The organism is Prevotella sp. tf2-5, from assembly GCF_900115435.1.
Lineage (GTDB): Bacteria > Bacteroidota > Bacteroidia > Bacteroidales > Bacteroidaceae > Prevotella.
Genome location: NZ_FOWK01000010.1, coordinates 47097 through 59919 on the forward strand (window position 1 = coordinate 47097; position 12823 = coordinate 59919).

Below are 12823 nucleotides of genomic sequence, written 5' to 3' on the forward strand. Positions count from 1 at the left end.
AAGATAGTGCAAAAATAATAATTATTTATCGAATCTAAGCAGAAAATCCTAAAAAATCTCGTTATACTGGATAATATTACTATCTTTGCATTATAAATATTAACAAGATGGATAATCTGGAAGAGATATTCCCAATCGTTGACGAGGATGGGAACGTGATAGGATCGGCGACTCGTGGTGAGTGCCATAGCGGCTCCATGCTGCTTCACCCTGTTGTGCATCTGCATGTGTTCAACTCAAAGGGTGACATCTACCTGCAGAAAAGACCTGAGTGGAAGGACATACAGCCGAGGAAGTGGGACACTGCCGTGGGTGGTCATGTGGACTATGGCGAGACTCCAGAGGAGGCTCTGTGCCGTGAGGTGCGTGAAGAACTGGGTATCACGGATTTCCATTCTGAGTTTGTTGACAAATATGTTTTTCAAAGCAAACGTGAGCGTGAGTTGGTGTATGTGAGTCGTACCACTTACGACGGAGAGATCCGTCCGTCAACAGAGGAACTGGATGGTGGTCGTTTCTGGACGATGCAGGAGATTCGCGAGGCAATGGAGAAGACGGGTGTCCTGACTCCTAACTTCGAGAGTGAGTTCAAGAGATGCTTCGGGGATTATCTCTTATGATATGAACCGTTTTTGCAAGTGTTACCTTGCAAAAACGGTGTTATCATGCATCAGTTCTCCTCGAAGAATGAGCCTACAGGCATAGCGGCATCCTCGGCGACACAACAGTTGTAGCGTTCACGGCTACGACGCTCTCGGGCAAACATAGCCTTGGTTCCCGCCATGTCTTGATGGAACTCCAGATGCTCTTCAATGGCAAAGGAATGAGCCATCGCCTCTACATCGAGGTTGTCGGTGCCGATGAGCGTGAATGTCCAGTGCTGTTTCTTCAATTTCTCAATCATCGTGCGGATCATCTTCAGTGTCCATTCCTGACTACTGTTCTCCTCACCGTCGGTGATGATGGTCACCAGCACATGGTCACCGTCCTCAACCTGTGCGTTGACCTTCGAGATACCTTTACCTATGGCATCATAGAGTGGGGTGCCGCCACCAGGATTGTAGGCTTTCCAACTGAGGTCTTTGGTCTTTAGTGCAGAAGCGTTGTCGTAATGCCAGGTGGTGTGACAACTGTCGAAGGTAAGCAGGGTGACGAACTGTACCTGGTCCGGGAATTTCTTCTGCATCTGTCGCACGGTCTGTAGTGTCTCGTTCATACCCGTAAAAGCCTGTTTGCGGATGATGGACATAGAACCGCTCTCGTCAACGATAATCAGGTTGTGTACTCGCTTGGTTGGAATAGGATCTTGCAATTTGCCTTCTGGGCGAAAATTCTCACGCTCGGAAGAATGAGTAAACTCATTTTTCTCTCTCTTAATCGAATCTTTCATAATTGTAATGTTTTAAATGGTGAATACTTCTTTTATTTCGACATGTCTTTATCTCTTTAAAGATATTTTTCGGAAATAATTAAGTTGATATGAGATTTTTTTACAGGATTGTGGCTGCCGACATACTATACCGTGAAGTCATCTAGTTCATATTGCATTCAAATATAGTGAAAAGTCTGAAAATACCAATAGCTTTGGAATGAAAATAGTGAAAAAGGGGTTGTGTCTCAGCTAAAATGATTATTTTTGCATCAGGAATTAATAATTATAACGATATATATTTATAGAAGATGTAATGAACAAAGTACGAATAACAGCAGTTCGTCAGACCATCTATCATGATTTGATGGCAAAGTACGAGAATCCCATTGAGCATACTTGTGATGTCAGTGAGGGTCAGCAGTGGATCTCCATTGACGGACATTGTCCTGAGGGAATGTGCCCGTCGGCATGGGGCTCAATGCGTGAGTTCGTGGAGTCATTGGCAAGGGGAGAAGGTGATTTCTTCGATGGCTGGATGAAGAATCCCATGAGTGCGATGATCAGTTGCAATGACGGTTTCCGTCCGTTCAGTTTTTATATTGAAGTGATTGAATAATGAAGATGATAGACCCTATGTCCCGGTTGTGACCGGCAGGGATGAAGTTAACCATTATACCTACTTTTGATTAATAATCTTGTAGAAGTTTTCAGGTGTGCAATACTTAAAACACTGCATTTTAGGTATTGCGCACCTTATTAATTTGCCCTACCTTTGCACCATGAAAACAAGAATGACGATTTCCACAGAGATGAAAGTACTGATGAACCACATCTACGAACTGCACAAAGGGGTGCGGCAGATGGTATTGTTTACGTGCAACAAAAAACATGGTGAGCAAGTTGTGGCGCGTTTGGAAAGCCAAGGTATCCCATATATACTACAGCCTGCTGGTCAGCAGAACCTGAATGTCTATTTCGGACGGCGTGAGTGTCTGGAGGCAATACGCCTTATCGTCACCCGTCCCCTGAACCAGCTTACGCCAGAAGAGGACTTTATCCTCGGTGCCATGCTCGGCTATGACATCTGCGCACAGTGTGAGCGGTATTGTAAACGCAAGGGGAAATGTGAGGGTATATGCATTAACAAGAATTAAATCAATAGAATACTTTAATCATGAACACAACAATTGTAATCTATGGTTCCTCGACGGGAACCTGCGAGGCTATCGCAGAGAAGATCGCCTCAAAACTGGGCTGCGAGACACTGAATGTACAGGACTTGACAGCAGATATCGTGGACGCTAACCAGAATCTGATTCTCGGCACCTCGACTTGGGGCGCAGGCGAATTGCAGGATGACTGGTACGACGGACTGAAAACTCTCCAGAATGCCAACCTGAGTGGCAAGACCATCGCCATCTTCGGCTGTGGTGACTGTTCTTCGTACAGCGACACCTTCGTAGGTGGCATGGGAGAACTCTACAACGGTATTAAAGACAGCGGAGCTCGTTTCATTGGTGCTGTTGAGACTGGCGGCTATACCTTCGATGACTCAGAGGCTGTGATTGACGGCAAGTTTATCGGTCTGCCTCTTGATGACATCAACGAGGACGACAAGACGGACACCCGCATTGAGACCTGGATAGCCATCATCTCTCCCGAATTGTAATCACAGGTGTTAAATTCATAAAGAGTATTTGTTTAATTTTATAGAGGTGGTTGGTCGGTGACGATCAACCACCTTTATCATAAAAAGATTAAGATTATGGGACTTTAGTACCAGACATGCAAGTTGCCATTGTAGTGGATCACAATTATAGCGAGTAACTCATTAAATCCATGTCAGTTTTCTCCAAAGACCTTCTAACGGTCCGCGAGGATGACTGGCGAACCAATATCGGGCAAATAGATACTGGCAGACGACCATTCCGCATCCAACTATGACGGCATAGGTAACACCTAAATGGTGATAACAGGCGAGACCATAGCCGCAAAAGATGGCACAGCCGATGACGGACTGAAGCAGATAGTTGGTAAGACTCATGCGACCAAAAATGCAGAGGTGATGCAGCACTCGGCGAACGCCCTCGAAAGCGTACCAGGCAGAAACTATTGCCGAGACGATCATCAGCAGGATAATAAGGTTGTAGATGGGCTTGAGCCATGAGTCAAGTTCACCGAAATCCACGAAGCTCAACACTAGGACTAGGATTACTGAGCAAATGAGGATGTTATGCCATATCTTCAGGTGGTGCCCCTCGTTATAGAAAAGTCTCTGTCGCCCTAACTGCATACCGAGGATGAAGAGGCAGAGTAACTGTGTCAGTCGTCCGCTAAAGATATTGAAGCGCAGATTCAGCTCAAATCCATATCGCAGGTTGGTGAGGGTGTTCTCCCAGAATGTACCATGCTCATGTGTACTGATGATCTTGCCATACATTTCAAACAAGGAACTGTGGTCGATCGTGGTGCCAGTCAGCAGACAAAAAAGTTCTACGGGCTGGACAGCTAATAAGGCGATGATGCACCACACCCACTTTGATGACAGATAACTGATCGGGATGAGCAGCAAGCCATAACAGGCATAGAGCATCAGGATGTCGCCATCATAGAACGCCACGTTGACAATACCAAAGCCGAATAACAGGCACATGCGCCAAGCAAAGCGTAAGGAGAAATTCTTTCCTTTCTGCTGCTGGTTGTCGTTCATGATGAAGAAACTCAAGCCGAAGAGCATGGCGAAGATGCCGTACATTTTGCCTGATAGCAGCCACGCAAGAACATCCGACACCATCTGGTCGCAAGGTAGCGTATGGGCTATCGGTTCTTGGGTAAAGATGTCAAAGTGCTCAACGGAGTGATACAGGATAATGCCTGTCACAGCGATGCCTCTCAGGGCATCGGCTACATCGATTCGGGTGTTGGGGAGATTGCGGGATTTATACATCTTAATTCGTCTGTGAAAGTTCAAAATGTAATGGCTTGTCAAAATGCCGACGGGAATAGTAGGTAACTGACGGATGCTTCAGATCCATCACCATTGTCCATAGTGAACAGCTATAGTTAATACCAACTAAGTATAAAAGCATAATGATATGGCTTGTTACTATCTATGGTGTACTGTGGCAGGGTACGTCTGCCCCATGTGTCGATGCCTCCCACACCATGAATATTGAGGTCGATATTCAGATTGACAAATTGACCACGCTGTATTTCATGGGGATGGCGAACTCCTTCTAAATTCTCTTCTCCATAATTCCAAGCACGAATACAAAGCGGCTGTAAGCCATCAATGCGAAGAGTATTTTCTCCATTCGTAATGCAAAACCAGCGTATATCGGTCCGACAACCATTATCCTGCGGATGGATGTATTCTGTCTCATATTCAGAAAGCGGCATTTTGTAATGTCCGAGAAAAGCACTGTGTTTGCGATCCGGATAGTTCTCCCATGGTCCGCGACCATAATATTCGATATGGGTCATGTCGGCAGGAATGCGCATCCGCATGCCTAACTTGGGGATGACAGGTCTGTCACCAGCCGTGGGCAGGTAGTCCATATTGACAAGGATGCTGTGATCATCGATAACGGTGTATTTCACAGTGACATCTGTTACTTGTTTCCATACGGCTACACGACTGGCAAAGCCAGCAGCATGCTGGTTGTCATTTTCAGGTTTCCAGAAATATGGCTCAAGAGGAGCTTTCAACACCTCCCGGTTATTGACAATCCACGAGGTTAGGGTGTTACCATCAATGGTAATGCCTTTTGCTGAGCCTTTTGCAGTGGCTGTTATTGCTTTGGGGGAAACGTAGGGAGAGAGAACAAACTGTGCGCTAGCCACCACAAAGCCTTTCTTCGCCCATGGCTTGTCTGTCTTTAAGCGGGCATGGACGTTCAGCAAGCGTTCTTTATCAACAACGATGGTGTCGCAGGTAATGTCGTACTCACTTATATCTGTAAAATAGTCGCGATTAACAATATCGAGCTGGTTGTCTTTAAGTGTGAATTGCAGAGGTTGATAAATATGCTGCACTTCATAGTAATGAGGGTGTGGTGTACGGTCAGGGGCCAACAGCCCATTGATGCAGAAAGCATCAAGGTTAGGCTTGTCACCATAGTCACCGCCATAGGCATAGAATTCAATATTACCATCTTTCTTTAGAAGACCCTGATCTACCCAATCCCATACGGCAGCACCGGCGATGCTGGAGTCAGCATAGATCACATCCCAGTACTCCTGTAAGTTCCCCATCGAATTGCCCATAGCATGGGCATACTCTCTGGCAATAAGCGGTTTCTCCGTTTCCTTCTCAGCCTCACGGCGCAAATCTTCTGGTGAAGGATAACCATAGTCATGGAGAGCAGAATAACGTGGATGACAATCGTAGAAAGGCAGACGTGTAGAGTCGAGTTCGCACACTTTGTCATACATTGCCTGGATATTGGGACCTATCCCTCCCTCATTTCCAAGGCTCCAGAGAATGACACAAGGATGGTTGAAATCACGCTTCACCAATGATTCGGCACGGTCAACATGGGCATTGTGCCAAGCTTCGTCATGCCCCATTTCCTCATTGGCATAACCATAGCCATGACTCTCCTGATTAGCTTCATCCATCACATAAAGTCCCCAGCGGTCGCAAAGCTCATAAAGATACTCACGATCGGGATAGTGAGAGGTGCGCAGGAAATTGATGTTAGCCTGTTTCATCAGACGGATATCCTGTTCGTATGTAGCGTCATCCACATAACGACCTGTCTTTGGATGATGGTCATGACGGTTAACACCACGTAACTTTACGTTCTTGCCGTTGATTTTGAACACCTCGCCTACACATTCCACACGTTTTACTCCCAGATGATAGTCGAAATGCTCTACAACGAAGCCTTTTGCATCATAAAGCTCTACGCTGAATGGATAGAGATTCGGCTTTTCTGCCGACCATATTCTTGGGTGCTCCATCTGATACTTGAGTTGTATATGAGTAGTGTCACCGGCAACGAGACCATTTAGCCGTCCTTCTATCGTTTTGCCATCGATTTTCAGTAGGACCTTCAAGTATCTTGCCTTCTGTCGGCTTGTATTACAGATGGTAATATCAGCTGTCACGTCAGCCTGTGTGAAGTCTTGATCGGGCACAGCAGTCACATGATAGTCAGCAATATGCACCAACGGACGCACCCATAGCTGCACTTCACGGAAAATACCACTCAGACGCCACATGTCCTGATCCTCGAGATAGCTGCCGTCGCACCAGCGATATACCTCTACGGCGAGTTTATTCTTACCAACACTCAAGAACTTCGTAATATCAAACTCGGCAGGCGACATGGAGTTCTGACTATAGCCCACCTTCTTGCCGTTCACCCAAACGTACATAGCCGAATGAACGCCACCGAAATGTAGGATGAGATTCTGTGAAATCATCTCCTTCGTTATTTCAATGAACGTAACATACGAACCCACAGGGTTGCGGTTCTCATAGGCTGTCCAGTCCTTTGGTGGCTCACTTGTTACACTGGGGCGGTTGCGTTGGAAGGGGTATTCGATATTGGTGTAGATGGGTATGCCATAGCCCTGGGTCTGCCAGTTACCAGGAACAGTAATTTTGTCCCAGTTGCTCACATCGTAATCTTCGCGATAGAAATCCACAGGTCTTTCCTCTGGTTTGCGGCTCCAATGGAAAAACCACTGTCCGTCAAGACTCATGATTTCCTTACATTCCTTCCATTTCGAAGGCAACTGTAATGTTGCATGATACGGCAGTTTGTTAATACCTAATACAGCAGGGTTCTCCCAGTCGTGGGTTGTCTGTGCCCATCCCAACAAGGCTGAGCATGTTAATACGATAAGCAAAATTTTTCTCATGGTCTTGGTATTATTCTGTTATCACTTCAATATCTCCATAACCTATTCGCTCGCCAGAGACCAGTCGGTCGGCATCGAGTTTGAGTATGCGTACTTTGGTGGGATTAAGTTTGATAGTCTGCCAAATAGGGTTGTTTACAATGTTCGAGAATTCACCGGAGGCAATCTTGGTCCAGTTTTTCCAGTCGGTAGACCCCCAAAGGGTGTAGTGGGTAATTGTGCCGTCCTTCGACTCTTGCGGTGGCAGATAACGGAACGAGGTGACGGTCTGTTCCCGGTCCCAGTCGATGATCATCTGACGAGGACTGCTGAAGAAGATGTGCAGGCTGGAGGATTTTTTCTCTCCGCTGTTTGGTATGTCAGCCGTGAGCTCGGGAGCCAGATATACGCCTAGTTTTTTGATGATAGGTTCACATTTTGCATCGGTAATGGTGAAACGTAACTTGGTAGCCTTGATGGTTGGGAAGCAGATGATTCGACGATGACCGATGGTGGTAAGTCCATCACCATTCTCCGACAACTCATCCTTCAGAGGATGCCATTGTCTGTCAACCCAAGCTTCGAGCAAGAATTTCTTTACTCGCTGTCCGTAACGGATATCCTCTTCTACCAGAAAGCGGTTGAAGCGCATAGGTTTTCTAAACTCAATGAGGGTCATATCCCCTTGAGTGTTTATCTTAGCTTTCTTACAGAGGTTATCCTTAAAAACCTCGTCAATCATCTTCTTGAAGGCAATGCCCCGCAGACTGTCATTTGGATGAATACGCCCATTGGGTGCTATAGGGAAGTTGAGCAACAATGTGGAGTTCCGACCTACTGATTTATAATAGGTGTCCATCAGTTTAGTCAGACTTTTGACATGTTCGTTTTCCGTGTCATGGTAGAACCAGCCCGGACGAATGCTAGTGTTTGTCTCACCAGGTACCCATGAGTCGCCGTCCTCTAATCCGTGGTGCAGCATGGACCATGTCACCTCGCCATCCCCGTTCAGCAGGCTCCAGTTGGTTTCCCCCACATTGCCAGCTTCTGTACCTACCCAACGCAGATCGCCACGGTCACTGCCGTCGTTCCAAATCAAGCATTTGGGTTGCAGCTGGCGAATCATCTTGTAGGTTTCAGGCCACTGGTAATAGGTGGTGCGGTCAATCTTACGTGTTTCGTTGGTGCCACCATACCAACCGTCGCCACCATTGGCTCCGTCGAACCATACCTCGAAGATATCACCGTAATTGGTAAGCAATTCTCGTAGTTGGTTGCGGAAATAATCTACATATGCTTGTCGCCCATATTCTGGATGATTGCGGTCCCAAGGCGAGAGATAGACAGCAAACTTCAACCCCTCCTCACGACATGCTTCGGCCAGTTCGCGTACCACATCACCCTTACCCTGCTTCCAAGGCGAGTTTTTTACGCTGTATTCTGTATAGGCAGATGGCCACATGCAGAAACCGCAGTGGTGTTTAGCTGTAAATATTATACCCCGCATGCCTGCCTGTTTGCAGACACGTGCCCACTGTTGGCAGTCCAAGTCTGCGGGATTAAATAGTTTCGGATCTTCATTACCGAATCCCCATTCCTGATCGGTGTAGGTGTTGAGAGAATAGTGTATAAATGCATACATCTCCATGTCCTGCCATCGAAGCTGGTTCTCCGTAGGCACAGGACCACAAGGCTTTGGGATTGTTTTTTGAGCATATGTGTTAACAATCAGTATAGCCATCAGTAAGGTAACAGTTGTCAATTTACTAAGATTGTTCATAAGAAGTTTTTGACTACAAAGTTATAAATTAATATTCAGAAAGAGAGCATTACTCGTTTTTTTTTTGTAACTTCGCCCCAAATATCATTTTTATGTATCATCGTCAGTTGTCAGAACAGGCTATCATCAGTGGATTCCGTAAAGGGGATGCCGATATTATCCGAGAATATTTCTATGGATATTGTCAGGTTGGCTATTATATCTTTGACCAGCGTTATCAGTTGAGTGAGAAGGAAAATCTGGATTTTATGTCGCTCGCTCATCAATATGCTATCTATTTGATGGAGCATGACTGGAAACCTTTGGAGGATCACTCTCCGAATGTAAGCCTGAAGACATGGTTCATCAATGGGTTCCGTTATGTGGTACTTGATGCGTTGAAATGGTACAAGAAAGAGTATGGCAGTATCACGTTTGAGGATTATTTACGGTCATTTGACGTGACGAACGACTTGCGGCTACAGTTTAATCGGATGGTGGAAGATGTTTGTGACCATGCGCCACTTGACAGACAAGAAAGGCTACTTATCGACATGCTGCTGTTACGTGGTTTTAAGGGGAAAGAGATTGCGGCTGAGATGGGGATGACCCCATCGGCCATCTCGCAGAAATACAAGAAACTAAAGGAAGAAATTATCATACCATATTTCAAGAAGAACTTCGACATGGACTTGGATATGCCAGAAGTGATGGACGAGCGAGCGATTGTCAGTCGCGAGGCTGCGATGGGAGAGGCTTCGATGCCTGCACCTACAATGCCAGGCTCTTTGGCGGACATGTATCGACAGAGGTCATGCCGGGATATGGATTTCATAAAAGAAGAGGTTATGGAGCAGAAAAGAACAACACCGGAGTTTATTACTTCGCTGGAGCCGAACGAGATCTTTGTGTTTGGCAGCAATCTGAGAGGTATGCACGGCGGTGGAGCGGCATATGTCGCCTACCGCAAGTTTGGAGCCATCATGGGGCAGGGTGTAGGTCTGCAAGGACAAAGTTACGCCATTCCCACCATGCAGGGCGGTGTGGAAACAATCCGTCCGTATGTGGATGAGTTTATCCAGTTTGCCAAACAGCATCCCGAACTTACCTTTCTCGTTACTCGTATTGGTTGTGGCATTGCAGGATTCACGGATGATGAAATCTCCCCACTGTTCGAAGAGGCACATGAGGTAAAGAATATTGTATTGCCTCCTAATTGGTGATAGCTATGTTAGGAGCAATTATTGATGATATAGCAGGTAGCTGTTTATGACATACACATATAAATATCCAAGACCGGCAGTGACGGCAGACTGCGTGGTGATGACGAGAGAAGCAGAACCGAAGGTGCTGCTGATTGAACGTGGCGATGAGCCTTTCAAGGGATGCTGGGCATTCCCCGGTGGTTTCATGAATATGGATGAGACGACGGAACAATGTGCCATAAGGGAACTTGAAGAGGAAACGGGGCTGAAGGTTAGCAAAGTATATCAGATTGGTGCTTATTCCAAGGTTGATCGTGACCCAAGAGGTAGGACTATAACGGTTGCTTATTTAGCCATCATCGATGAACCTATTACTGTTGTTGGACAAGATGATGCTGCTGAAGCAAAATGGTGGCCACTGTCGGATTTGCCACATCTGGCATTCGACCATTGTGATATCATGCAGGATGCGATAAGACTATATAGCGATTTTTTATTGAAATAGTTATTTCAAGAAGTCTTCGCGCATAGGAGTGAAGGTGTCGATAAGAACACCAGCCTCTATACAGACCTTTTCCATAATCAGAACTTGAAAGTAAATTCTTTGTCTTCATATTCGTTTAGTTTTTGTAAGTCTTTGTTTATTTGATTTATTACCTTTTTCATTGTCACTTCTTTCTATAATTAATCATAAAGTTGGGGCAAATATAGAAAATAATATCCGTTTTTTTGTATATTTGCACCAAGATTTAAGAAGAATTGTGAATTATGGAGAATATGCTGATTGACGTTCCCGATTGACCTCGAAAAAGCCTACGAGTTAGGAAAGCGCTTAGTGGCAAAGTGCAAGGAGAGTTAGGAAACAGCCACGAAACTCATACGAAATAGTCAAGGCGAAATATAACAAGGTGAAGAAGAGAAAAGTATAGATATGGCACAAAAACAATTTCATCGACATTATGCGACAAAAGGTCCACAGCTGTTTTGGATTATCTTCGCATACCTGATACTGGGTTGGTTTTTCCCTGTATTGGGTTGGGCTGCCCTCATTTGCATGATAGGTCCCGTCCTGACATCTGTCTGGAAAGGGCGTTTCTGGTGCGGTAATGTATGTCCTAGAGGCAACATGTATGACCGCCTGCTGTCGAAGTATTCCCCCCCATCGTCCTATTCCTAGATTTGTCCGTACCTTCGGGTTTCGCCTGTTTATGGTGTTCTTCATCTTTGCCATGTTTGGTATTCAGATGTATTTTGCCTGGGGCGACTGGGGCGCAATGGGCTTTGTGTTTTGGAAAATTATCCTGCTGACCACCATCGTAGGAATAACCCTGTCCTTCATATATGCTCCTCGCACATGGTGTAGCTTCTGTCCGATGGGATCACTTTCATCATGGGTGGCTCCCAAGAAAGGCCCGCTGCCCAAAGCATACAAGAGTATTCACGTCAGCAGCCTGTGTGAAGAGAAGTGCAAGTTGTGTGCCCGCGTTTGTCCTATGCAGCTCACCCCTTACAGTAGCCGAGGCGAACAGTTGGGCTACCTGCATCCTGATTGTCTGAAATGCAGGAAATGTGAGAAGGCTTGTCCTACGAAGATTATTAAATACACAAAAAACCAATGAAGGATAATAGACGACAACATAATTAATGGCGTGTTATTAAGATATGAATACTGATTAGGGACTTCATCGCTATCAACTTCGAAACGGCCACTCTACAATTGTCGTAAAGGCTACAAAGTTTCTATTTTCTTACAGAACAAAGATGCTGGAGGGGGGAAATCCTACTAACTTATAGGAGTTTCACCCCTCCACTTTAGGATATATCCTTTGCAAATCAGCCGAAAAATGCCGTACTTTGCATCGTGATTAAGAAAATAAATGTTTAACTCTTTAAAGTATAGGAGATTTAGATATGAAGAAGTTGATGATTCTGGCAATGATGATGGTCATGACTATCTCAGCCAACGCCATGAGCTATAACGCAGCAAAGAACGAAGCCCTCTTCCTCTCTGACAAGATGGCTTACGAGCTCAACCTCACCGCTGCACAGTATGAGGCAGTCTATGAGATCAATCTCGACTACCTGATGAGTCTGAACGGACACGGTGATGTCTTCGGCATTTGGTGGGATCGTCGTAACACTGATCTCCGTTATGTCCTGAACAGCTGGCAGTATGACAAGTATGTGGCTCTCTCTCACTTCTATCGCCCTGTGGCATGGAAGGCTGGTAGCTGGACATTCGCAGTGTACGCTCACTACAACAGAAGCCATTTCTATAATGCGCATCCAAAGGTGTATGTGACCTACAAGGGTGGTCACAACAGAGTTCACGGCTCACACTATGCTCATATGCACAAGCCCGCAGCACATCACCACGCTCCAACTGTACATCATCCGGCACCAGCTCCGCGTCATCCAAAAGCTCCTATGAAAGTTGACAAGCGTCACGGTATTACAAACCACACCTTGGCAAACAATACACCACGTCACGGACATAGCAACGCAGGTCACTTTGGACGCAGATAAAGCATACGTTTGCCTCTATATATGCCTTTCAAAAGGACACGGGAATTCTCAGAAATGGGAGTTCCCTTTTTACATATAAAAGTACGCCAGATGGAATATTTCTGCCTGCCA

Annotated in this window: 13 protein-coding genes; 9 read left to right on the forward strand and 4 right to left on the reverse strand. The window is 45.8% G+C overall.

The genetic code is table 11. The features are described 5' to 3' along the window. Nucleotides 1–107 precede the first annotated feature (107 nt). The gene (locus tag BM257_RS10755; protein WP_092072264.1) at nt 108–620 is read left to right on the forward strand and encodes an NUDIX hydrolase; all 513 of its coding nucleotides are present in this window, start codon (nt 108–110) and stop codon (nt 618–620) included. A 50-nt stretch (nt 621–670) separates the two neighbouring features. Here BM257_RS10755 and BM257_RS10760 read toward each other — a convergent pair whose 3' ends face one another. Then, nucleotides 671–1390: a vWA domain-containing protein gene (locus BM257_RS10760; protein ID WP_092072269.1), complete on the reverse strand. Its 720-nt coding sequence runs from the start codon at nt 1388–1390 to the stop codon at nt 671–673. Between the two features lie 295 nt (nt 1391–1685). On the opposite strand from BM257_RS10760, the gene BM257_RS10765 reads away from it, so the two are divergent. The 3 genes from BM257_RS10765 to fldA all read left to right on the forward strand — a co-directional run bounded on the left by BM257_RS10765 (nt 1686) and on the right by fldA (nt 3041). Beyond that, nucleotides 1686–1988, forward strand: coding sequence for a TIGR04076 family protein (locus tag BM257_RS10765; protein ID WP_092072272.1), 303 nt, complete (start codon nt 1686–1688; stop codon nt 1986–1988). Between the two features lie 163 nt (nt 1989–2151). Next, nucleotides 2152–2526, forward strand: a complete 375-nt coding sequence (locus BM257_RS10770; protein ID WP_255405795.1) for a DUF2023 family protein — start codon at nt 2152–2154, stop codon at nt 2524–2526. 20 nt (nt 2527–2546) lie between these two features. After that, on the forward strand, nt 2547–3041 hold the full coding sequence (gene fldA, locus BM257_RS10775) for a flavodoxin FldA (RefSeq protein WP_092072277.1): 495 nt from the start codon (nt 2547–2549) through the stop codon (nt 3039–3041). A gap of 162 nt (nt 3042–3203) precedes the next feature. Here the strand turns inward: fldA and BM257_RS10780 are convergent, their stop codons facing one another. From BM257_RS10780 to BM257_RS10790, 3 genes are all read right to left on the reverse strand, one after another. After that, nucleotides 3204–4319, reverse strand: a complete 1116-nt coding sequence (locus tag BM257_RS10780; protein WP_092072280.1) for a DUF418 domain-containing protein — start codon at nt 4317–4319, stop codon at nt 3204–3206. 116 nt (nt 4320–4435) lie between these two features. Continuing rightward, entirely contained in the window at nt 4436–7243 is a 2808-nt protein-coding gene (locus BM257_RS10785) for a glycoside hydrolase family 2 TIM barrel-domain containing protein (protein ID WP_092072283.1), read from the reverse strand. A gap of 10 nt (nt 7244–7253) precedes the next feature. Next, nucleotides 7254–9002 carry an alpha-L-fucosidase gene (locus BM257_RS10790; RefSeq protein ID WP_092072286.1) on the reverse strand — a complete coding sequence of 583 codons (1749 nt, stop codon included), beginning with the start codon at nt 9000–9002 and terminating at the stop codon, nt 7254–7256. 827 nt (nt 9003–9829) lie between these two features. On the opposite strand from BM257_RS10790, the gene BM257_RS10795 reads away from it, so the two are divergent. From BM257_RS10795 to BM257_RS10810, 5 genes are all read left to right on the forward strand, one after another. Then, on the forward strand, nt 9830–10204 hold the full coding sequence (locus BM257_RS10795) for an A1S_2505 family phage non-structural protein (protein ID WP_092072566.1): 375 nt from the start codon (nt 9830–9832) through the stop codon (nt 10202–10204). Between the two features lie 46 nt (nt 10205–10250). Further along, complete coding sequence (locus BM257_RS10800; protein WP_092072289.1) at nt 10251–10691, forward strand: NUDIX domain-containing protein; 441 nt, start codon at nt 10251–10253, stop codon at nt 10689–10691. A gap of 426 nt (nt 10692–11117) precedes the next feature. After that, nucleotides 11118–11363, forward strand: coding sequence for a 4Fe-4S binding protein (locus BM257_RS15320; protein WP_218154506.1), 246 nt, complete (start codon nt 11118–11120; stop codon nt 11361–11363). Next, entirely contained in the window at nt 11293–11805 is a 513-nt protein-coding gene (locus BM257_RS10805) for a 4Fe-4S dicluster domain-containing protein (protein WP_218154507.1), read from the forward strand. Before BM257_RS15320 ends, BM257_RS10805 begins: the two co-directional genes overlap by 71 nt. Before the next feature lie 292 nt (nt 11806–12097). Continuing rightward, nucleotides 12098–12712, forward strand: a complete 615-nt coding sequence (locus BM257_RS10810; RefSeq protein WP_092072292.1) for a hypothetical protein — start codon at nt 12098–12100, stop codon at nt 12710–12712. The last annotated feature ends 111 nt before the right edge of the window (nt 12713–12823 follow it).